General features: G+C 64.3%; 20 protein-coding genes. 12 read left to right on the plus strand and 8 right to left on the minus strand.

Annotation, left to right across the window (positions count from 1 at the left end; genetic code table 11):
- Positions 1–20: 20 nt before the first annotated feature.
- From J4F42_10280 to gpmI, 7 genes are all read left to right on the plus strand, one after another.
- Positions 21–1,142 (plus strand): hypothetical protein, encoded by a 1,122-nt coding sequence (locus J4F42_10280; GenBank protein MCE2485886.1) that lies wholly within the window; start codon positions 21–23, stop codon positions 1,140–1,142.
- A gap of 49 nt (positions 1,143–1,191) precedes the next feature.
- The gene (locus J4F42_10285; GenBank protein MCE2485887.1) at positions 1,192–1,668 is read left to right on the plus strand and encodes a flavin reductase family protein; all 477 of its coding nucleotides are present in this window, start codon (positions 1,192–1,194) and stop codon (positions 1,666–1,668) included.
- A gap of 116 nt (positions 1,669–1,784) precedes the next feature.
- The gene (locus J4F42_10290; protein MCE2485888.1) at positions 1,785–2,441 is read left to right on the plus strand and encodes a 2,3-diphosphoglycerate-dependent phosphoglycerate mutase; all 657 of its coding nucleotides are present in this window, start codon (positions 1,785–1,787) and stop codon (positions 2,439–2,441) included.
- A gap of 36 nt (positions 2,442–2,477) precedes the next feature.
- Positions 2,478–2,696, plus strand: coding sequence for a hypothetical protein (locus J4F42_10295; GenBank protein ID MCE2485889.1), 219 nt, complete (start codon positions 2,478–2,480; stop codon positions 2,694–2,696).
- 46 nt (positions 2,697–2,742) lie between these two features.
- The gene (locus tag J4F42_10300; GenBank protein ID MCE2485890.1) at positions 2,743–3,054 is read left to right on the plus strand and encodes a hypothetical protein; all 312 of its coding nucleotides are present in this window, start codon (positions 2,743–2,745) and stop codon (positions 3,052–3,054) included.
- A 37-nt stretch (positions 3,055–3,091) separates the two neighbouring features.
- Positions 3,092–3,397, plus strand: coding sequence for a hypothetical protein (locus J4F42_10305; GenBank protein MCE2485891.1), 306 nt, complete (start codon positions 3,092–3,094; stop codon positions 3,395–3,397).
- Entirely contained in the window at positions 3,394–5,040 is a 1,647-nt protein-coding gene (gpmI, locus tag J4F42_10310; GenBank protein MCE2485892.1) for a 2,3-bisphosphoglycerate-independent phosphoglycerate mutase, read from the plus strand. Before J4F42_10305 ends, gpmI begins: the two co-directional genes overlap by 4 nt.
- Here the strand turns inward: gpmI and J4F42_10315 are convergent.
- From J4F42_10315 to J4F42_10325, 3 genes are read right to left on the minus strand one after another with little or no spacing between them, the layout of a single operon-like run.
- Positions 5,037–7,664, minus strand: coding sequence for a VWA domain-containing protein (locus J4F42_10315; GenBank protein MCE2485893.1), 2,628 nt, complete (start codon positions 7,662–7,664; stop codon positions 5,037–5,039). The two genes, gpmI and J4F42_10315, sit on opposite strands and share 4 nt — an antisense overlap.
- Positions 7,665–7,671: 7 nt before the next feature.
- Positions 7,672–9,447, minus strand: a complete 1,776-nt coding sequence (locus J4F42_10320) for a VWA domain-containing protein (protein ID MCE2485894.1) — start codon at positions 9,445–9,447, stop codon at positions 7,672–7,674.
- A gap of 13 nt (positions 9,448–9,460) precedes the next feature.
- Positions 9,461–10,366, minus strand: coding sequence for a DUF58 domain-containing protein (locus J4F42_10325; protein MCE2485895.1), 906 nt, complete (start codon positions 10,364–10,366; stop codon positions 9,461–9,463).
- 131 nt (positions 10,367–10,497) lie between these two features.
- Between J4F42_10325 and J4F42_10330 the strand changes: the two genes are divergently transcribed.
- Entirely contained in the window at positions 10,498–11,451 is a 954-nt protein-coding gene (locus tag J4F42_10330; GenBank protein MCE2485896.1) for a hypothetical protein, read from the plus strand.
- On the opposite strand, the gene J4F42_10335 is transcribed toward J4F42_10330, so the two are convergent.
- Positions 11,415–12,581, minus strand: coding sequence for a hypothetical protein (locus tag J4F42_10335; GenBank protein ID MCE2485897.1), 1,167 nt, complete (start codon positions 12,579–12,581; stop codon positions 11,415–11,417). The genes J4F42_10330 and J4F42_10335 overlap by 37 nt on opposite strands.
- Before the next feature lie 106 nt (positions 12,582–12,687).
- Between J4F42_10335 and J4F42_10340 the strand changes: the two genes are divergently transcribed.
- Positions 12,688–13,110, plus strand: a complete 423-nt coding sequence (locus tag J4F42_10340; protein MCE2485898.1) for a hypothetical protein — start codon at positions 12,688–12,690, stop codon at positions 13,108–13,110.
- A gap of 19 nt (positions 13,111–13,129) precedes the next feature.
- Here the strand turns inward: J4F42_10340 and J4F42_10345 are convergent, their stop codons facing one another.
- Entirely contained in the window at positions 13,130–14,824 is a 1,695-nt protein-coding gene (locus J4F42_10345; GenBank protein ID MCE2485899.1) for a hydantoinase B/oxoprolinase family protein, read from the minus strand.
- Between the two features lie 50 nt (positions 14,825–14,874).
- On the opposite strand from J4F42_10345, the gene J4F42_10350 reads away from it, so the two are divergent.
- From J4F42_10350 to J4F42_10360, 3 genes are all read left to right on the plus strand, one after another.
- The gene (locus J4F42_10350) at positions 14,875–15,627 is read left to right on the plus strand and encodes a DUF1028 domain-containing protein (GenBank protein MCE2485900.1); all 753 of its coding nucleotides are present in this window, start codon (positions 14,875–14,877) and stop codon (positions 15,625–15,627) included.
- 88 nt (positions 15,628–15,715) lie between these two features.
- Positions 15,716–16,642 (plus strand): alpha/beta hydrolase, encoded by a 927-nt coding sequence (locus J4F42_10355; GenBank protein ID MCE2485901.1) that lies wholly within the window; start codon positions 15,716–15,718, stop codon positions 16,640–16,642.
- A 60-nt stretch (positions 16,643–16,702) separates the two neighbouring features.
- Positions 16,703–17,407, plus strand: coding sequence for a US12 family protein (locus tag J4F42_10360; protein ID MCE2485902.1), 705 nt, complete (start codon positions 16,703–16,705; stop codon positions 17,405–17,407).
- A gap of 189 nt (positions 17,408–17,596) precedes the next feature.
- Here J4F42_10360 and J4F42_10365 read toward each other — a convergent pair whose 3' ends face one another.
- The 3 genes from J4F42_10365 to J4F42_10375 form a co-directional block, all read right to left on the minus strand.
- Complete coding sequence (locus J4F42_10365) at positions 17,597–18,493, minus strand: HNH endonuclease (GenBank protein ID MCE2485903.1); 897 nt, start codon at positions 18,491–18,493, stop codon at positions 17,597–17,599.
- 109 nt (positions 18,494–18,602) lie between these two features.
- A complete protein-coding gene (locus J4F42_10370) occupies positions 18,603–18,869 on the minus strand; it encodes a UPF0175 family protein (protein MCE2485904.1) in 267 nt (88 codons plus the stop codon).
- 61 nt (positions 18,870–18,930) lie between these two features.
- Positions 18,931–20,673 (minus strand): hypothetical protein, encoded by a 1,743-nt coding sequence (locus J4F42_10375; GenBank protein ID MCE2485905.1) that lies wholly within the window; start codon positions 20,671–20,673, stop codon positions 18,931–18,933.
- Between the last annotated feature and the right edge of the window lie 167 nt (positions 20,674–20,840).

A 20,840-nucleotide genomic window follows, 5' to 3' on the forward strand; every position in this document is an offset into this window, starting at 1 on the left:
TTTTATGCTGCGCCTCCGCCATGCACCACTATCAGCCGCAGGACATTCTGATCGAACGGGGAGAAGAAAACGCGCCGGTTGTCCGACGCGTCCTGCAACGCCTGCCCCAGCTGCCGGTCCGACTCGTAGACCGGGGCTCCCGGCCTTCTACGGAAAGTCTGGTGGACCCCTTCGGCGCCGGCAAAAAAACGCTCCTGTTCACCCGCAACCGCTCCCGCTTCCTCGAACACTGTCCGGCCGGCACACCCGGTCTGGTGTGCTGCAACTATCTGGTCGTCAGCCTGATCTCGAACTGCCCGATGGACTGTAGCTACTGCTTTCTCCAGGACTATCTGGCCAACAACCCGCTGCTGACCGTCTATACCAATGTGGACGACTTGCTGGGCGAGCTGGCGGCTGTGGTTGACCGTCAGCCCTGGAAGCAGTTCCGCATCGGGACCGGAGAACTGTCCGACAGCCTGGCCCTCGACCCGCTCCTCGGTTTTTCGGCCGAGCTGGTGCCGTTTTTTGCTCAGCGCGACAATGTCCTGCTCGAACTCAAAACCAAGACCGACTGCGTCGAGGGTCTGCTCGAACTCGACCCCCAGGGACGCACCGTGGTGTCGTGGACGATCACGCCGGCCGAGATTACGGAGGCCGAAGAACACGGCACCGCCTCGTTTGCCGAACGCCTCGACGCAGCCCGCCAAGTCGAGCGGGCCGGCTATCGGCTCGGTTTTCATTTCGATCCGCTGATCGAGTATCCCGACTGGCAGGCCGGCTATGGCCGGACCATCGAGCGTCTCTTCTCCGCTATCGATCCGCGCCACGTCGCCTGGCTCAGCCTGGGCAGCCTACGTCTCACCCCCGCCCTGCGCGCGACCATGCGCCGCCGCTTCCCACACACCCGTCTGCTGTCCGGCGAGCAGGTGCGCTGCGCCGACGGCAAATGGCGGACCTTCCAGCCCCGGCGGGTCAAGATGTACCGGACCCTCAGCCGCTGGCTCAGACGCGCCGCCCCCAGCGTACCCGTGTATATGTGCATGGAAACCGCGCCGGTCTGGGAGAAGGTTTTCGGTCAGGCGCCGGGCTGCGATAAAGACCTCGCTCATACGATCCTCAGCCCGTCTCTGACCGATCCGGCCACAATTGACGCACCCTAGCGCCTCTGGTAGCAGTCAGGGGACAAGACCACACACCCAGGAGGGCGGCATGGCTATTGATCCACGCGAGCTGCGCAACGTCATGGGGCACTTTGCCACCGGCGTCACCGTCATTACCACCAAGGATAAAACCGACAAACCCTTCGGCCTGACCGCTAACGCGTTTAGCTCGCTGTCGCTCGACCCCCCGCTGCTGCTGGTCTGCATTGATAAAACCGTCGACTGCTACGACTGTTTTGAGGACTCCAAAGTCTTTGCGGTCAACTTCCTGTCGCTTGCCCAGGAAGAACTCTCGACCCGCTTTGCCACCAAAGGCATTGAGAAGTTTGAAGGGGTGTCCTACACCCTGGGCGGGCTCGGCGTACCGCTGCTTGACGGCGCCCTGGCCCACCTCGAATGCAGGGTGGCCGCCGGCTACGAGGGCGGCGACCACACGATTTACACCGGCGAGGTCCAGACTATCGCCACCGCCGATGCCGAACCCCTGCTGTTCTACAAGGGCAAATATCGTCAGCTGGCCGAATAAGCGCCGTGCCCGTCGTTCCTGGCCGGGCTGAAAACACGCCTGGAGCGCTCGCCGAGCGGGAGCAAGCCTCCCGCCCCCTCAATCCCTGATGCAGGGGGAAGCGCGGGAGACCGCCCATGTCATTCCTGGTCTTGATGCGACACGGGGAGTCGGTGTGGAATTTTGACAATCGCTTCACCGGGAGCGTCGATGTTCCCCTGACCGACACCGGGCGGGCCGAGGCGCAACGCGCCGGCCGTCTGCTCCGACGCCATCGGCTCAGTATCGACCACGCGTTCTCATCCGTACTCCAGCGCGCCGCCGACAGCCTCGACATTGTCCTGTCTGTCCTTGGACAAGAGCACCTTCAGCCACACCGCACACCGCTGCTCAACGAGCGCGACTACGGCCGGCTGCAAGGCATGGACAAGGCCGAGGCAGCCCGCCTCTACGGTGCCAGCCAGGTCCATAGCTGGCGGCGGAGTTATGCCGACGGCCCGCCCGGCGGCGAGAGTCTCAAGGATGTGGCCGCCCGGCTGCTGCCCTACTTCGAGGCCGAGATTGCGCCTCAGCTCGGCGCGGGCAAGAATGTCCTGATCGTGGCCCACGAGCATCCGCTGCGGGCGATCATCATGCAGCTGGAGAAATTGGCGCCAGCCCAACTGCTGGAGCTTGAACTGGCCACCGCAGTTCCGGTGGTGTACGAATTCGGTCCTGGCGGGGCTATTGCCGACAAGCGGATTCTTGCTAATGAATCGTTACAATCCGAATGCCGCGAAAAATCAGAGCATTGATCAGAGACCTGAACGATGAGAATGAGCGACCGATACGTGAAGATTGTCGAATGGTCAGACGAAGACCAGTGTTTTGTCGGAAGCTGCCCGGGCTTGTTCTACGGCGGGTGCCACGGAGAAGATGAAAAGGCCGTCTTTGCCGAATTATGTGAGATTGTTGAAGAAACGATTGCCCTCTATCGGCAGGATGGCAAGCCGCTTCCCCCTCCGACTTGTGGGAAAGACTACGCCAATAAGATGTTGAATGTTGTCTGAGCCACCTGCGGCAGAACAGAGAGACAAAGAAAGACGAAGAGGGATCATGAACGGTGATGAGAAGAAGCGGGTACGAGAAAGAACCCGTACGGCAAAATCTTTCTTGAAAACTGCCGATTATCTGGATTCTCGGCCACCGCTTCCAATGAAGCCGAGAAATAACGTGCCGCTCGCAACGCTAGAAGAAGCAGCAGAAAACGAATATTACGGGGCATTCATTGTCGCAAGTCGGTTCCACAGAGCTTTGGTGTTCGAGATTGGAATAAAATTAGTATGGGAACTGGAGAATGCGAAGGAATGCGAACATACGCACGATATACATCGTTTATACGGCGAATTATCCGGAAAAAGCCAATGAGAAAAACGCAGAATCGCGGGTGACAGGACGATAAAAGATGAAGCAGAAGCGACTTCAACTGGACGAGGAGGAGCGACAACTCCTGCAAGACTTCGAGCGCGGAGAGTTTGAAAGCCTCAAAAACTTCAGACACGAGAAGCGACAGCTGGAGGCTGCGGCAAAAGAGACTCTCCAGAAGAGAAAGCGCATCAATATCCGCATCTCAGCCCGAGACCTGGAACAGCTCCAAAAACGGGCAGTGGCAGAAGGGATGCCCTATCAGACCCTCATTGCCAGTACCTTGCACAAGTTTGTGACCGGACAGCTCAAGGAGACCAAACCCGCGACGAAAGGCAGCCGATGAAACTCACCCCGCACCCCAACCTGCCCGCTCCCCACGGCCCGCTTGTTCTGCTCATCCTCGACGGCGTCGGCATCGGCCAGGCCGACGAGTTCGACGCCGTGGCCTGCGCCGCAACCCCGACCCTGGACGCGCTGGGCGAGGGCGGCCTGGCACGCCAGCTGCGCGCCCACGGCACTGCGGTCGGCCTGCCCTCGGACGCCGACATGGGCAATTCCGAGGTCGGCCACAATATCCTGGGCGCGGGCCGCATTTTCGATCAGGGCGCCAAGCTGGTTGACGCGGCGATCGAACACGGCACGATCTGGACCGGCACCTGGCAGACCATCGTGCGCCACCTCCGGGAAACGGGCGGCGCCCTGCACCTGATCGGTCTGGTGTCGGACGGCAATGTCCACTCCCACGAAAAGCAGCTGTTCGCCCTGATCCGGCGGGCCGCCGACGAGGCTCTGCCGCAGCTGTATGTCCACGCCCTGCAGGACGGCCGCGACGTGCCCGAGACCTCGGCGCTGGTGTATATCGACCGGCTGGAAGACGTGCTGGCCGGCGCGAGAGAGACAGGGAAAGACTACTGGATTGCGTCCGGCGGCGGGCGGATGACGACGACGATGGACCGCTACGAGGCCGACTGGGCCATGGTCGAGCGCGGCTGGAAGGCTCAGGTACACGGCATCGGCCGGGCCTTTCCCAGCGCCCGCAGCGCGATTGAGACCTACCGCCAGGAAACCCCCGGCATTGCCGACCAGTTTCTGCCCGAGTTCGTGGTGAGCGGTTCCGACGGCAGGCCGCGCGGTCCGGTTCAGGACGGGGACGCGGTGATCTTCTTCAACTTTCGGGGCGACCGCGGGCTGGAAATCTCCCAGGCGTTTGAGGCTGGCCCGGAGTTTGACAAATTCGACCGCGGCCGTGTGCCCCAGGTCATGTACGCGGGCATGATGTTATACGATGGAGATCTCCACATCCCCCGGCGCTATCTCGTCTCCTCGCCCGAGGTCGAGCGGCCGGTCAGCGAGTACCTGGCCCACACCGGGGTGCGGCAGCTGGCCTGCTCGGAAACCCAGAAATTCGGCCATGTGACCTATTTCTGGAACGGCAATCGCTCGGGCAAATTCGATGCGGACAGCGAGGAGTATATCGAGATTCCGTCCGATCAGGTGCCGTTTGATGAAGCCCCGTGGATGAAGTCGGCCGAGACCGCGCAGACGGTCATTCAGGCCATCCACACCGGCGACTTTCCCTTCATCCGGGTCAATTTTGCCGCCGGGGACATGGTCGGCCATACCGGCAAGATTGACGCTTCGATTACTGCGGTTGAAGAGGTTGACCGGGCGCTGGGCCGCATCCTGCCCGAGGTGTTGGCCAGCAAGGGCTGTCTGGTCGTCACCGCCGACCACGGCAACGCCGAAGACATGGTCCAGCGCGACCCGTCCCAGCACCCCCTGCTGGGCGTGGACGGCAAGCCGCAGCCCCGGACCTCGCACTCGCTGAACCCGGTTCCCTTTTTCGTGGTCGAGGGCGACGGGCGGGTCTTTTCGCTGCGGGACGACCTGCCCGGAGCCGGCCTAGCCAATGTCGCCGCGACCCTGCTGGAGCTGCTCGGCTATCAGCCACCCGAGGAGTACGAGCCGAGTCTGCTCAAGCCCTAAGCCTCTTGCTCGGACGGCTCCTCGGCCAGCCGTCTGATGACCAGTTCCAGTAGATACAGCCCCACGGCCAGCGGAAGCAGATACGGCAAAAGCGGCCGAGCCTGCGGCGGACCGGGGGCGTGGACAACGCTGTCGGGGTCGGGGTTCAGACTCCCGCCGGTGGTGTGAGCCAGGCTTTCCAGCAGGGCCAGATTCGGCTCGGGCTGTGGCGCTTCTCCCGCCGGGTTCGGAGCCGGCAGGGTATAGCCCAGCGGACCCAGCGTGTCGCCGGACGGCAGGTCCAGTTCGACCCGATAGTCGCCCGGCTGGGGGTTGGCATACACCGCCTGGTAGTGACCCGGCGCCAGACGGTCCAAGGACAGAGAGTGGCTCGTACCGCCCGGCAGGTGGAGATCGGCAGAGGCCGACCGACCGTGTTCCTGGCTGGCGTGTGAGAAGAGATCGATGACCAGCCCCTGCTTGGTGTGACCCAACTCGACCGCAAAGTCGGTCTGCTTCTCCCGTCTGGTGTGCCCGCTCCAGCGGACGACCTGTTCCCAAAAGCTGCTGAACCCGTCCCAGCCGATCCACGCCGCCGACCAACGGCCGTTGGCGTCCGAGGTAAAGGCCACGGCCCGGCCCTGTCCGTAGGCCCACGAGGCGAGCAGCGGCGGCGCTGTGTCATTCACTTGGAGTGATGCATCGCTACGGGCGCCGGGCTTGAGGCGTGCCTCCACATAGCCCGTGACCTGCGGCAGCCGACGCGCGGCCAGCCCCGTGAGCAGGGGCGAGCGCGGGTTGGGGATGGGGGTGAACTCCTGCTCCACCATGGTCTTTTCTTCGGCGTTGTCCTCAAGCTCACCGATGAACAGCTCGGGCAGGGTAGAGGGGTCGGTGGTATGGTGGAACGCCCCGCCGCCATAGTCGGCCAGACGCGACAGCAGGCGCAGGTTGGGCCGGCGTCCGACCGCAATCGTCGAGATGGTCATGCCAAGTTCCTGGCGCATGACCGATACCAGATCCAGATACGCGCTGCCGCTGCCGCCGGTCTCGCCATCGGTCAGGATCACCACATGCTTGCGGGTGGCGTGTTGACGCTCCAGCTGGCGTTTGGCCTCTTCCAGGGCGGGCAACAGATACGTCCCGCCGGCCGCCCTGAGTCTGTCGATCCGCGCCTCCACCTCATGGCGGATCTTGCCCATATAGCTCAGCGGAATGACGGGAAAGGGTTCCCTATCAAAGCCGATAACGCCAAACAGGTCGCTGTCCTTCAGGTTGCGGGCCACGCCACGCACGCCGGCCAGGGCGAACAACAGCCGCTGTTCGCGGCGCATGCTGCCCGATTTGTCGATCACCAGCATCACGGCCGTACGCTTTTCCTCTTTCTGGGGTGGCGTCAGCACCACCGGCAGGGCTTGTTCGACCGGTGTGCCAACGTAGCCGCCCAGCCCCAGGCTCGATTCGCCACCGACCATAATCAAGCCTCCCCCGTCGCGCACATAGGTCCGCAGACGGCTCGGCAGGGCCGACGGCAGACTGTGCTTATCCACGTTGTTCAGGATGACCGTGCCAAACGACTCCGGGGCCGGTATCGTCGAGGAGGAAGAGACACGTGGAGCCCGGACCTCAAATCCGCGGCTGCTAAGCGCCTGGCGCAAATAGCGGCTGTCGCGGTCCCGGCCGCTGAGCAATAAGACCGTGTCGGGCCGGCTGACCCGGACCCAGGCCACCGCCTGGTTATCGTCCGGGCGAGCGTCCTGCACGTCCGAGGCCGGGGTCAGCGTGGCCCGGAGCGGAATCAGACCGTCGCCGGACAGGCTGACCGAACGGGTCAACACGGAAACACCCGGCGACAGGCTGACGACGCCCTGCCACACCGGCTCATTGCGCTGGTGGAGCACCAGCTCGGCCGCAACAGGACCGGGGTGGGTATTGTCGAGGACCAGACGCAGGGTCAGGTCGTCGCCTTTTTGCACCACCTGCGGGGCACCAATGCGCTGGACGGCGAGGTTCGGCAATCGCTCGGCACCCGGTGGCGCCAAGGGATACAGGCGCTGGCGGCGTTCGGCCAGCAGGGGCAGGAGCGGGGCGGCCGAGCCGACCGTCTCCCAGCCGTCGCTCAGCACATAGGTCGTCCGACCCGGTTGCGCGGCCAGAATGTCGGTCAGGGCGCCGGCCAGGTTGCTGTGCTCAAGCTGCAAGCGCAGAGGCGGGTCAAGCAGCAGCGGCTCAGCCTCGCTCCACGGCAGCCACTGGCGGGTGCCGGCAAACAGCAGGCTCGGCGTGTCGGGCCCTGGCGCCAGGCGTCGGACAGTGGTGTCCCGCATCCAGCGGCGCTGGTCGGGCGTCAGGCTGTGCGACACGTCAAAGGCCAGCAGCGGGCCGCGAACCGTTCCCGGCTGGAGGCTGTGACAGCCGGCGGCAATCAGGATCAACACCCCGACCAGCAGGGAGTGCAGGCCCAGGCTGAGGCGCCCCAGCCCGGACCGCAGCGAACGCCACTGCACCAGCCACAGCAGGGGCAGGCCGGCAAACAGCCACAAGAATACGGGCCGCTCAAAGGCCAGGGGCGGCAGCCAGGCCGCGAGGGAAAAAACGGTGTCCATCAGAAAGCCCAGGAACAGGGAGCGACGGCTGTCGGTCACGCCCCCTTCATGCTTCTTCCTTCCTGCTGACAAGCCAGCGTTCCAGGCCCAGCAGCAGCAACACGCCGACAACGAGCCACGGCCAGATCGGACGCTGAGCCGTGTGCTCCGACTGCGTGGGGGTGGGAACGTCCAGCCGCAGGGGTCGCCCCAGACGGGACTCCTCGGCACTGCTGATATTGACGGCCAGGCGGCGCTGGTGTCCGTGCTCGGTGACCCGATAAACCCCCTGCTGGAGCAGGCTCAGACTCCGGCCGGCGACGGGAATGGGCTGGCCGTCCGGACCGGAGACCTGGGGTGCCTGGCCAGTCAGGCTGAGGCTCACCCCGGTTTTCAGACTTGACGCCTGGCCGACCCGACCGGCCAGCCAGTCCAGCAGGTTCAGGGTCAGGATCGAAGCCGGCAGATTCCGCCGGCCCAGATACGGCAACAGGTCAAAGCCGACAGCGGCGTAGCGATAGCCGCGGCGCTCACCGGCCAATATCAGCGGTCCGGGCGTGGCGTGTACGACCGTCGTGCTCCAGGCCGGCGGCGAGAAGGCTTGACCGAAGGCCGGCTTCAGAAGCGGGAAATGCACATACCGCACCAGCGGGTGGCCGACCGTCCAGCGGGTGATGTCAGGTCCAGTGGCCGCCCGATCCAGGGGAAAGACCGCGTTGCCCTCGGGCGGCAGCACGAAGGCGGCATTGCTCGGCGGCAAGCTGTCGGGCGCGGTCAGGTGAAAGATGACGAACGGAAAACGGGCGGCCATGTCCGGGCGGTAGTCCTGGGGACTGACCTGCTCAAGCCTGAGAGCCGGAATCCGGGACAGGCCGGCAGCACCTTCGGGCAGCGGGCTGACCAGCAGGCCCGAGACCGACCCCCGCCCGGGCAGGACGGCGTAGGCCTCATTATCCAGCTCAAGCCCGTCTTCGATCAGCAGCCGAGCCCGGTAGGTGCGGGCCACCGGCAGGTCAGACAAAGAAAAGGTCTGGTCCCGACCGGCAGCCGGGAGGAGCGATTGGAGTTCCTGGCCGGTCTCGGCATCTTCAAGGCTGACCCGCCAGCCGCCCACGACCCGCAGCGTGGCTTCGACCGCACCGGGGAAAAAGGGGCTGCGGTGCAGGCGAAAGCCGCTGATCCCAAGGTTCGGACCGGCCTCACCCAGCCGGACCACCGAGACCTGCGGCGGGACGGACGAGGCCAGGGGTCTGTCGGTGAAGAAGACCAGGCGCTGAAAGCCGTCCTCGGCCAGCAGTTGGGCGAAAAAAACAGACAAGACCGCGTCACTCGGGGCAGGCGTATCGGTGACCTCGACTCCCGCCAGCAGTCGGCCTAGGGACGGGTCCGACCAATCTCCAGCTAGGCTGCTATCCGCAATCTTTTTGGGAGAGGGAGCCGAGGTGAACAGCCCGATGCGTTCTCCCTCAGGGATCGTTGCCAGGCTGGACTCCAGCGCGTGTTTGGCCAGATCGAACACGCGTGCGGCGTCCGGGCTACGCGCCTGCATGCTGGCAGAGGTGTCGAGCACGAAGGCGACCGAGCCGCCAGGGCTACGCACGACCGGCCGTGCCGCGATCAGAATCAAGAGCAGGAGGATCAGCAGGTGGAGGAAAAACAGGGGCGAGAGCCGGAGCCGGCCCCACATGCCCTGCCTGGCCGAGGAGGCCAACCCCTCGTACAGAAACAGGCTGGGAACAACGACCCGTCTGGCCCGCCGACGAAAGAGGTAGGGCACCAACAACGCGGGCAGGGCCAGCAACAGGGGGGCTGCGGACGATGCGGACAGCAGGGCAAAGTCCATGTGACGAAGGCCCTCAGCTCAGCACGCCCAGGGCCGGCAGTTCACGCAGGACGAAATCCTGCACCGCGCCTGACGCCTCCGCTCCGGCCACACACTGCGCATAGCGCACCCCGGCCTGATGGCACGAACTGCGCAGCTCCCGGTTGTGACGCGCCAGGCGCTCGACATAGGCCCGTTTGGCCTGAGCATCAAAACGGATCAGGGCCGAGCCGCCGTCCTCGCTGTCCACAAAGCGCGCGCCGGTCGGCCGCAGTGGCGGGTCAATCTCGGTGCGGCCCAACACCTGGACGACCGCCAGGTCGAAGTTGGCCGCCCGCAGCAGGGTGAGCGAGGTGTGGAACACGTCCATGGGAAAGAGGAAATCCGACACCCAGACGGCTTTGCCCGGTCGGTGCAGGGCGTGCAAATGCCGCGCCAGGGCGGTCGGGGGGTGCAGCCGGCCCTGGGGCTGGAGGTCGGCTAAAAAATCGTGGAGCTGGACAAACCGCCGCCGACCGCGAAAAAACGGCGTGGCCGGCTCGGTCTCAGCGCTGCTCAGGGCGTGCAGTTTGACCGCGTCATCCCCGGCCAGCACGATATAGGCTAGGGCCAGCGTCAGATCACGCGCCGCAGCATACTTGGCATCGCCGGCCGGATGGGCCATTGAGGCGCTCAGGTCGAGGAACAGGGAGGTGTACAGGTCTTCTTCTTCCTGAAAGAGCTTGATGTAGTGGCGGTCGGTGCGGCAGTACAGCTTCCAGTCAATGGAGCGCAGATCGTCACCCGGGGTATAGGGACGGTAGTCGGCAAATTCGAGGCCAGCCCCGCGCCGGGGCGACGCATGCCGGCCCGGACGACTGCCGACAAATTTGCGCCGCGACCGAAGCTGGAGGGTTTCCAGTCGAGCCAGAAATTGGGGCGTAAAAACTGCGGGCAACATAGCTTCTCGCAGGCACGAAAACAGCGCATCGACGGCTGTCCCGATCCTACCAGACCCAGCGGGCGGGGCTAGGCCGGCGTCGTGCATCGCCCAGAGTAGCCGGATTCCAATACCGTCGCTATAAAACACGTATGCTAACCGTGTACACTCCCAGACAGCCGTCGCTACGTGCCTTTTTGATCGGGGTATCTGTTTTCAGCCTGGCCGTGTGGGCGGCCGGGGCGGCCGGCGACAGCCCGCGGTTCGGCCACCGGGTGGACAGAGGCGTGGTCGAACACGCGCCTATCCGCGAAGCCTCGGGCCTTGTGGCCAGCCGCAAAAACCCGGACGTGCTGTGGGTGCATAATGACTCCGGGCAGCCAAACCAGGTGTTCGCCGTCGGCTCCCGGGGCAGCCATCTCGGCACCTATGTGCTGGACGGCGTCACCAACCGCGACTGGGAAGATATCGCCATCGGGCCGGGCCCGCAGGACGGCCAGTCCTACCTGTACATCGGCGATATTGGCGATAACCGGGCGCGCCGGGATCTGAAATATATCCACCGCCTGCCCGAACCCCAGCTCAAGGCCGGACCGGCCGCCGTCCACCACCTGTCCACTATTGAGACGCTGTCCTTCCGCTACCCGGACGGCCGGCGCGACGCCGAGACCCTGCTGGTCGACCCGCTCACCAAAGACCTGTACGTCATCTCCAAACGCGAAGCCGGGGTGGGGGTCTACCGCGCCGCCTATCCCCAATCGACCAGTGCACCAATAACGCTTGAGCGGGTCGCCACTGTAGTCCTTGAGGAGCAGCCCTCGACGGAGGACTGGCTGGTTGGCGGAGATATTGCCCCGTCCGGGGCCGAGATCCTGCTCAAGAGCTATCGCGCGGTGTACTACTGGGCGCGGGCTCCCGGACAGACGGTCCATGAGGCGCTGGCCGCCCGCCCCATTCCGCTCCCCTACCAGCCCGAACCCCAGGGCGAGGCCCTGGGCTGGAAGGCCGACGGAACGGGCTACTACACGCTCAGCGAAGAACGGGACCGGATTCCGGCCCGTCTCTACTTTTATCCACGCTTGCCGGCCACCGCATACGAAGGCTGAAACATCTGTCCGCCGAGCGGCACGAAGGACGGTCGGTCCGGGGCCAGGCAGCGGTGGCTGGCCCAGCGCACCGCCTGCGCATCGTCGTCGGCGTACAGCGGGAGCAAACCCAGCGCCGCGGGCTCGGGCTGCCAGTCAAAACAGTCTTCAGCCCGGCCAATCACCGACAAGGGCCGCACGGCCCAGGGTCTCGCCCCCTGTATGATGGCGTCGTGGCGCGACAAGCGGGCAAACCAGCCGTCCAGACGCGGCTGGAGCTTTTTGATGCTGCGGACCAACCGCGCCATTTCGGTAAACGGCAAAAAGCGCGGCCGGCCGCTGTCATGCGTCACCAGGGCAATCTCGCGCAGCCGTTGGAGATAATCGCGTGGCGAGGTCAGCAGCGCCGCCCGGTCACGGATGCCGATGCTCTGAAAATCGCCGGGGTCCAGGGTAAAGGCCAGGGAGCAGCTGGCGTATGGCAGCTCGGCCACCGTCTCCCGCCACGGATAGAAACGGCCCTTGAGGTCGAAAAAGTCCCGTACAATCAGCAGCCGGTCGGTGCTCAGCGGGTAGGGGCCGGAGTCGGCAATGCCCAGCTGCGCCTCCGCGTTCAAGCCGAACAGGTAAGCCTCCAGGGTCGCGCAAAACTGCTCTGCCAGCCGACGCATTTCCAGGTCGACCGGTACCAGGCCCTGATACAGCTGCTCGACCAGCGCCTTGGGTAGAAAACGGTTAGTCAGCCCCGCGTCACTATTGTCGAGATGGCCGTCGCCCCGGTGCGCGGCGCTCAAGCGCCGCCAGAAGGCCAGGATTTCGGCGCTGTCGTCCTCGCGGGCGAACGCAGCCTCAGCCGCCACATCGAGAACGACCTCCCGCCCGACCAGAAAGAAGTAGCCCAGCATCCAAATCGAAAGAGGAGAAACGGTGTCGCCCAGCCGCTGGCCCCGCCGGGCGATGGCCTCGGGGCTAGGCCTGCGCTCGCCCACCAGACGCGGAAAACGCCAGAAGGCGTCCGTCACCGCCAGTGAAAAAGACTGCTTGACCGGCAGACGGCTGGGGCTGGGTCCGATCGGCCGGACGATCTCGGCCTGGAATTTTTCCCCCATACTCAGGACGAGTCGGTTGAGATCTTGGATATCCTGCGCCACCTCCCACCTCCTCTTCTGGCTTAGCGTGGCCGGACACGGGGGTCAAGAGAGCGGGGCCGGCCTGTCGAGATTGACCGGCCGTGACGCTGGGCAGAGAATGAGACCCATGCCGCGTCAAACCAGTCTCGTCGTGCTGGGGCTCATCCTCCTGACCACACCCGGTCTGGCCCAAGTCAGCTCAGCCCTGTTCCCCGGCATTTCGCCCGCCCCGCTGGTGCGTCTGACCGGGGTGCTTGAGGCCGGCGATCAAGCCGGCGGCGCCGGATTTCCGGTCCTCAGAGTACGGATCGCGGACAAACGCTGGCGGTTTCGGGTGAGCCGGGTGGAACCCGTCATTCCGGCCTACCGGGCCGAGGAGAAGCTGCGCCGGGTGTCCCCGCTGGGGCTGCGCTTCGTGGCCGAAGAGCGCCTGCTGAGCGTCTTGCAGCAGCCGGACATGCGCGAGCGCGCCATCGTGCTTGAGGGCTGGCTGCGGCCGGGGGCGGGGGTGTTATGGGTGATGTCGGTCGAGGTCGCGGCCGAGCCCTGAGTCACGGCGTTTTCCTGTTTCACGATCGCTCGGCCCGCAAACGCCGGGTGTGTGGCCAGTCGATCTCGTCCTCGGCGTCCAGCACCACGCCGTACTCTGCTCGGGCGGCCTCTACGGACACATAGCCGTCGCGCACGTCCTGGCGGACCAGTTCGGGGTCGCGTTCCAGGGGCGAGTAGAAACCGCCCCCGCCCGGCAAGCGCAGGGTGACTTTCTGGTCGGGCAGCAGACGGTACTGAGCCTTGGGATGGGGACGGCTGCCGTCCGATAGGTGGAAATCGCCCAGCTCGCCGTTCTTGCCGCCCCCATAGCCCAGGGCCGGAAATTTGGTGCGGTCATACATGGCCGAGTGAATGACCGGCTCGGACGTGCGGACCGACAAGACCATCTCCTGGCCCAGGCCGCCCCGGTATCTGCCCGGTCCGCCGGAATCCGGCACCAGAGCGCGCTGTTCCATGAGCAGCGGGGAGACATTTTCGATGATTTCAGCCGGTACGCCCTGGATGCCGCTGGGAAAGGCGGTGGCCGAGATGCCGTCTTTATCCGGCCGCGCGCCCATGCCGCCGGACGAGAAGAAGACGTAGGTAAAGCTCTTGCCGGCCGCGTCCTTGCCGGTGAACTGGGTAATCCAGATATTGGCCGCGCCGTCGGCCAGGACGCGATCAGGCACCGCCTGTGACAGCGCGCCAAACACGGCGGTGGAAAGAAAGTGGCCGATAATATGCCGCCCGCCGACCGGGGCCGGAAACTCACAGTTCAGGATGCAGCCCGGCGGGGCGCTGATATGAATCGGCCGAAAGCTGCCCTCGTTGTTCGGCACGGCGGGCGAGATGGCGCATTTGAGGGGATAGGTCGTATAGGCCACGCAGTAGGCAAACGGGACGTTGATCCCCCGCTCGCACTGGGCCGAGGTGCCGCTGAAATCGACCGACAGGTCTGCGCCGTCGATACACACCGCAATCTTGACAACGATCGGCTCGTCAAAGCCGTCCATCCGAATCTCGTGTGAATACGTCCCGTCCGGCAGCTCGCCAATCGCCTCCCGCATAGCCGTTTCCGAGGTATTCAGAATGGCGTCCGACAGGGCGTCCAACCCGCTCAGGTCGGCCTCGTCCATGAACTCCAGGAGCTTGGCTCCGCCGACCTCGTTGCTGCCGACCTGGGCCATCAGATCGCCCTCGACCAGGTCGGGCGCCCGCACATTCTGTTTGACCAGACGGAACAGATCGTCATTCGGTTGCCCGGCGCGGAAGAGCTTCATGATCGGGACATAAATGCCCTCTTCAAACACCTGGCGGGCGTCGGCGCCCAGCATCCGGCCACCCACATCGACCGCATGGCAGGTGTTGGCAAACAGGGCGACCGGCTGGCCGCGGCGAAAAATCGGGGTCACCACGGTGAAGTCGTTGAGGTGGCCGGAGGTCAGCCACGGATCGTTGCTGATCAGGCTGTCGCCGTCTTCGAGTTGCTGCCACGGGTAGTGGCTTAAAAAGTGACGCACGGCCAGGGCCATGGTGTTGATATGGCCCGGCGTGCCGGTGACAGCCTGGGCGATCATATTGCCCCGGGTGTCAAACACCCCGGCCGACAGGTCGCCGGCCTCACGGACCACGGTGGTAAACGAGGCGTTCTGGAGAGCCGTGGCCTGCTCGTTGACAATCGAGATCAGGCGGTTCCACAGAATCTCTAAAGAGATCGGATCGATGGTGTCCATAGCTTGACGTATTATAGGCTGAGGGCTACCGTTCTGCCACAGGAGACACCATGCAACGCTTCGACAGGCACGGTCTTGCCGCACACCGCCTCGTGCTGACGACCTTCTCCATTACCGCCCGCTGTCCACGGACCGGCATGCTGGGCGTCGGGGTGTGCACGGCCATTCCTGCGGTAGGCGCCATCTGTCCTTTTGTCAAACCCAGGCTGGGCGCGATTGCTTCGCAGTCCTTCGCCAACCCGTATCTGGGAATTGACGGTCTGGCCCTGCTCGAACAGGGCCACACGGCCCACAGCGCGCTTGACCAGCTGATCGCCGCCGACCCGGGTCGGGCGCGACGGCAGCTGAGCGTGGTGGACGGGACCGGCAATGCCGCAGCCTTTACCGGCCAGGACTGCATTCCCTGGCACGGCGACCATGTCGGCCCGGGCTATGTGGTGGCGGCCAATATGATGGTCGATGCGACCACCGTCGAGGCCATGGTCGAGGCGTTTGAAGCCAGCCGTGACGAGGCCCTGCCGGAACGCCTGCTGAGAGCCCTGGAAGCCGGCGATGCCACCGGCGGGGACTACCGCGGTCGCCAGTCGGCCGCCCTGCTGGTGTATGACACCGAGGCATATCCGTCGCACAGCCTGCGGGTGGACGAGCACCGCCAGCCGGTCCCCGAGCTGCGCCGCATCTTTGAGGTGTGTCAGCAACAGCTCTACCCGTGGTTGGGGACGCTGCCGACCCGAACCAACCCGCTCGGCACGGCCGACCCGAGCCCGGTCTCGAAACTACGCAAAACGCCGGGACAGCGCTGACGCGCCCGCCCCACTTGCCTCCAGGGGCATCGGCAGGCTAGAAAATCATGAGCGAGTTCACATACGCCACTCAGCAAGGAGGAACACTATGCCGTTAGACCCACAAGCCAAAGCATTTCTCGATCAACTGGCCGCCGCTGGCGCCCCGGGCCTGAACGAACTGCCCGTTGCCGAAGCGCGACAGGCCATCAAAGGGCTGTTTGCGACCGAAACCCCCGAGTCGGTCTCCAGGGTTGAAGATCGGACCGTCTCGACTCCGAACGGACCCGTGCCGATCCGCATCTATGTGCCCGAGGGGCAGGGCCCCTTCCCGGTCCTGGTCTTCTTTCACGGCGGCGGCTGGGTCATCGGCGACCTGGAGACGCACGATCCGACCTGCCGGGCGCTGAGCAACGCGGCCAACTGCATCACCGTATCGGTCGATTATCGCCTGGCGCCGGAACATAAATTTCCGGCCGCCGCGGACGACTGTTATGAGGCCACCAAGTGGACGATCCTCAACATCGCCGCCTATGGCGGTGACCCCACCCGGGTCGCCGTTGGGGGGGACAGCGCCGGCGGCAATCTGGCCGCAGCGGTGGCCCTGATGTCCGGCGACCGCGGGGCGCCGTCCCTGGCCTTCCAACTCCTGATCTATCCGGTCACCAACCATGCCTTTGATACCGAGTCGTGCAAACAGAACGGCAAGGACTATCTGCTGACGGTCGAGTCCATGGAGTGGTTCTGGAACCACTATCTGGCCAGCGAAGCGGACGGCAACAGCCCGTACGCGTCTCCGCTCCAGGCCAAATACGTCAACAGCCCGCCGCCGGCGCTGGTGATTACGGCCGAATTCGATCCGCTGCGGGACGAGGGCGAGGCGTATGCCGACAAGCTCAAACAGGCCGGCGGGCAGGTGACCACCTCGCGCTATGACGGCATGATTCACGGCTTTTTCAGCATGTTTGCCTTCGATGCCTGCCGCAAGGCAATTGACGAAGCCGGCGGTGCGCTCAAGGCCGCGTTTGCCAACTAGGAGGTCGGGGTCGGGGCCTACCCCGACCGCTCAGACCTTCGTAACAGGAGGGTTCCGCCGATGAGTACTGCCCGCGCTTACGCCCGCCCGGCCGCCTACGCCGAGGCCACGGTCCGCTCGGAATTCATTCGCCGTACCTATACCCATCTGGCGTTTGCCGTTCTGGGCTTTCTGGCCGTCGAGAACGTCCTGCTGTCGTGGTCCGGAGCGCCGGCCCTGGTCGGTCTGATGGTCGGCGGCTACGGCTGGCTGGTCGTCCTGGCCGCCTTCATGGGCGTGTCGTGGCTGGCCGACCGCTGGGCCCAGTCGGACGCCTCGCCACAGCTGCAATATCTGGGCCTGGGGCTGTTTGTGGTCGCCGAAGCGGTGCTGTTCCTGCCCCTGCTGTATATGGCGGTCAATTTCAGCTCGCCCGAGGTGCTGTCCAAGGCCGGCCTGATGACGCTGGTGCTGTTTGGCGGGCTGACCTTTGTCGCCTTTACCACCCGCAAGGATTTTTCCTTCCTGCGCGGGATTCTGGCCATCGGGGGGTTCATCGCCCTGGGCGTCATTCTGGTCAGCATCCTGTTCGGCTTCAGCCTGGGCCTGTTTTTCTCGACCATCATGGTCGCCTACGCCGCCGGCTCGATCCTGTACACCACCTCAAACATCATCCACCACTACCGGCCGGATCAACACGTGGCCGCCTCACTGGCCCTGTTTGCCGGGGTGGCGCTGTTGTTCTGGTATGTCCTGCGGATCTTCATGGCCCTGGGCGACGACTGAGGCGAGCGTCACTTCCGGCCTATCCGTGCCCGGGCAGACAGGCTTGGTCTGCCCGGCTCCCTCACGCTGCCGATACCCCGGCGAGAGATTCAAGCGTCTCCACAACGAGAGCAGCCGCTCGCTCGACTTCTTCGTCGGTCGTGAAACGGCCAAAACTGAAGGGGAATTCGCTCCAAACTTTCGTCGTTCTCAACGAGTGTTCTCTGCCCTACGAAGAAGACGCTCCAGACGGTACTCCAGTGCATCTTTTCGAGGCCGCATACTCTGTTTATTCGGGGTGATAACATCCTGGCCTCTCAGATCAAGCAAAGGCTTATGGTCCGCAATCCGTCCATCAACTACCTCTGATACGTGCCACTTCATATCTGGTCCAGGTGCGATAACGTCTTGGTCCAGCGCCCAGTGGAAATCCGGTGTCAGAGCGATACCATTGCGTGGGTCGTCGTCCTGCGACTCTGCGTACGGAATCAAGTGGGCGGCTTCCACGAGAATGCGACTCTTATGACTCTCTGGAATGATCAAGCGCCAGCCCGAAGCCGCACACCGATAGTCGTAGGTTTCCAGAACGAGGCGACGAAAAGCCCGATCCCGCGCCTTAGCTGCGGGCGGCGCCTCGTGGACGGCAGGCACGCCGGCAACCGTCTCTCGGAGCCCACGTTCGTAGCTATTCGATTCGCGATGGAAGGTGATTTTCTTGCTGAGTACCGGTTGATGATCGGGGAACCATTTGCGGATAAGTCGTTCTCTCATTGTTTTGCGATCCGAAGAACTTTGCATATATCTGAAAAGCTCGGAGTCAATCTCAGCTTTCGTATAACCCTCGCCTTGGAGCGTCCAGAAGGGCGTACTATCGAGATAGCGGAAGGGGTTGTCTGGTCTGTCTTTATCATCTGGCCCTTTTACGATTACAAAATAATCACTAAAGGTCTCTCTCAATGCGGGGTTGAGTTGAACGATGCCATCCGTGATGGTGCTGGACTCCACAAGGTCAACCACCGTCAAAAGTAGGCAGGGCTGGTGCGGCTTTCTGCCAGCTTTAACATTGAGATTATCGAACATCCGTAGGTAGTCTTCTAAATTGGACATTGTTCTTCACCAATCCGCTACGACAGCATGGGGGATTTGCACCTTCCCGAAGAGGGCAGGGAGCAGGTCCAGCAGGTCAATCTGGTGCAGGTATTGCAGCACGGACGTATTACAGATGACGGCAGGCATTGGTCATACCCCGTCGAAGCTCCTCGTCCGACAGGTCGAAGGTATCGACACTATAGTCCGCTAGCTTCATCAGAAATAACGGCTTGGGTACGCCGGCAAGCTGTGCTGCTGCGCCGGTGGATAGTCGGCCCATCTCATAGAGCTTGACCGCAATGAGAATCTTTGTCTCTCCGCGGAACTGTTCCAGCGACAGGCCGAGTGCCAACAGCACCTCATCGCCGCAGTCGATGGTTAGGGACCGTATCATCGTATGCTCCTGACTGATGCAGGAGAGCCTAGCAGGACGCGCCTTTCCGTGCCACGTATCATCATGGCTCTGAGCGACGACTGAGGTGGCTGGGCGGGCTGGGCAGGGGCCGGCCGGCCACAAACAGGACGGCCAGCGTTCCGCCCATCAGCAGCGCGTAGGCGGCCCAGACCGGGAGTCCCCAGGCCACCCCGCAGTATCCGGCCAGGCCGGCCAGCAGCATACAGGTCAGCGCGTATGGAGCCTGGGTCCAGACGTGGTCCAGCGGATCGCAGCCCGAGGCGGTGGCCGACAGGATCGTGGTATCGCTGATCGGCGAGCAGTGATCGCCAAAAATCGCGCCGTCAAGCACCGCGGCTGCGGTCAGCCACACAATCGGTCCTGCCGTCTGTCCATCGCTCAGGCTGTAGGCCAGCGGCACGGCCAGCGGCAGCACAATCCCCATCGTCCCCCAACTCGTGCCGGTGGCAAAGGCAATGCCCGCAGCCAGGCCGAAGGTGACCAGGGGTACGGACAGGGGCGAGACGCGCCCGCCGAGCAGGGCAGCCAGAAATACGTCGGTGTGCAACACGTCGGCAATACTCTTCATCGCCCAGGCCAGGATCAGAATCAGCACCGCCGGCCAGACCAGGGCGATGCCCCGGGTCCAGGCCGTGAGCCCCTCGGACAGAGTCAGGAAACGCTGCGACACGGCAAGGCCGAGGGCCAGACTCGTCCCGACCAGGGCGGCCATAAACAGGACCTGGCCCGAACCGGCGGCCGAGCCGCCGACCGCCCCAAAGGCGAGCCGCCACACCGTGGGGTCAAAAACGGAAAACGGCACACCGGCGGCCTCAATCGCCCCCGCCCCAAGCCACAGCATCCCGCCCACCGCGGCCACAACCAGGGCGGCCACGGGCCAGACCGCGTGGGACCACGGCGGCAGCCTGTGTGTGGCGGGCCGGGCGTCCTCAAGCGTCCGGCTGGTGAGCAGCCGGGCGCCGTCGCGCAGCACTTTGCCGTCCCGAAGCGCCCGCACCTCGGCCCGATACATCGGGCCAAAGTCGCGGCCCACGATCGCGTTGCACACCACGAACACGAGGGTGGTCAGGCAGTAGAAACGCAGCGGCAGCAGCAGCAGGAAGATGGCATAGCCGTCCAGCCCCAGATTCAGGTCGGCCGCAATATCGTTGAGCAGCCCGACCTCGTAGGCGATCCAGGTCGAGATCAACGCCAGCCCGGCAACCGGCGCGCTGGTCGAGTCAACCACATAGGCCAGTTTCTCGCGCGAAATCCGCCAGCGGTCGGTCATCGGCCGCATGGTCGTGCCGAGCACCACCGAGTTGGCATAGTCATCGAAGAAAAAGACCACCCCCGCCAGGGCAGTGCCGAGCCGGGTCGTCCGGCCACTCCTGGCCGCTCCAAACAGGGCCTGGACCAGCGCCTGGGCTGCTCCGCTGCGGCTCACGATCTGCACCATGCCGATCAGGGTCAGGGTAAAGGCCAGGATGGAGAGATTGAACCCGCTGCTCAGGTTGGCCCAGATAAACGTCTCAAAGCCTCGCGGCAGGGCAATCCACGGCAGCGGGCCGTAGGCCAAAAAGGCGCCCAACACAACGGCCGCGCCGAGCGAGACAAACAGGTGCTGGAAAAAGATCGCCAGCAGGATGGCCAGCAGGGGCGGCAGGACAGAGTACCACTGGCCGACGCCGGCTTCCGGGTCCGGTGCGGGCAGGGCGAGCAGCAGGCCACAGCTCAGCGCCCAGGCCACACCACAGCCTGTCCAGCGCCTGGGATCGGCAAACGGAGAGCGGGCCAACGTCATGGGCCGAGCATATCACACGCCAGAGATCGTGAGCGTACGATGCAGGAGAAGAGACAGCTCTCCGGTTTGAGTGGATTGTCAAAGCGGAGTTGACCGTATCGCATGACGGACATAAAACGGCCGCACTGGATCAAAGAAAAGGAACTCCTGAACCTCTCCCCCTGGTC

The organism is Desulfurellaceae bacterium, assembly GCA_021296095.1.
Taxonomy (GTDB): domain Bacteria; phylum Desulfobacterota; class Binatia; order Bin18; family Bin18; genus JAAXHF01.

What these genes read in the sequence shown, in the direction of transcription:
- J4F42_10280 (MCE2485886.1), top strand. Translation starts at nt 21, where the DNA reads ATGCACCACTATCAGCCGCAGGACATTCTGATCGAACGGGGAGAAGAA.
- J4F42_10285 (MCE2485887.1), top strand. Translation starts at nt 1,192, where the DNA reads ATGGCTATTGATCCACGCGAGCTGCGCAACGTCATGGGGCACTTTGCC.
- J4F42_10290 (MCE2485888.1), top strand. Translation starts at nt 1,785, where the DNA reads ATGTCATTCCTGGTCTTGATGCGACACGGGGAGTCGGTGTGGAATTTT.
- J4F42_10300 (MCE2485890.1), top strand. Translation starts at nt 2,743, where the DNA reads ATGAACGGTGATGAGAAGAAGCGGGTACGAGAAAGAACCCGTACGGCA.
- J4F42_10305 (MCE2485891.1), top strand. Translation starts at nt 3,092, where the DNA reads ATGAAGCAGAAGCGACTTCAACTGGACGAGGAGGAGCGACAACTCCTG.
- gpmI (MCE2485892.1), top strand. Translation starts at nt 3,394, where the DNA reads ATGAAACTCACCCCGCACCCCAACCTGCCCGCTCCCCACGGCCCGCTT.
- J4F42_10320 (MCE2485894.1), bottom strand. Translation starts at nt 9,447, where the DNA reads ATGGACTTTGCCCTGCTGTCCGCATCGTCCGCAGCCCCCCTGTTGCTG.
- J4F42_10325 (MCE2485895.1), bottom strand. Translation starts at nt 10,366, where the DNA reads ATGTTGCCCGCAGTTTTTACGCCCCAATTTCTGGCTCGACTGGAAACC.
- J4F42_10330 (MCE2485896.1), top strand. Translation starts at nt 10,498, where the DNA reads ATGCTAACCGTGTACACTCCCAGACAGCCGTCGCTACGTGCCTTTTTG.
- J4F42_10340 (MCE2485898.1), top strand. Translation starts at nt 12,688, where the DNA reads ATGCCGCGTCAAACCAGTCTCGTCGTGCTGGGGCTCATCCTCCTGACC.
- J4F42_10345 (MCE2485899.1), bottom strand. Translation starts at nt 14,824, where the DNA reads ATGGACACCATCGATCCGATCTCTTTAGAGATTCTGTGGAACCGCCTG.
- J4F42_10350 (MCE2485900.1), top strand. Translation starts at nt 14,875, where the DNA reads ATGCAACGCTTCGACAGGCACGGTCTTGCCGCACACCGCCTCGTGCTG.
- J4F42_10355 (MCE2485901.1), top strand. Translation starts at nt 15,716, where the DNA reads ATGCCGTTAGACCCACAAGCCAAAGCATTTCTCGATCAACTGGCCGCC.
- J4F42_10360 (MCE2485902.1), top strand. Translation starts at nt 16,703, where the DNA reads ATGAGTACTGCCCGCGCTTACGCCCGCCCGGCCGCCTACGCCGAGGCC.
- J4F42_10365 (MCE2485903.1), bottom strand. Translation starts at nt 18,493, where the DNA reads ATGTCCAATTTAGAAGACTACCTACGGATGTTCGATAATCTCAATGTT.
- J4F42_10370 (MCE2485904.1), bottom strand. Translation starts at nt 18,869, where the DNA reads ATGATACGGTCCCTAACCATCGACTGCGGCGATGAGGTGCTGTTGGCA.
- J4F42_10375 (MCE2485905.1), bottom strand. Translation starts at nt 20,673, where the DNA reads ATGACGTTGGCCCGCTCTCCGTTTGCCGATCCCAGGCGCTGGACAGGC.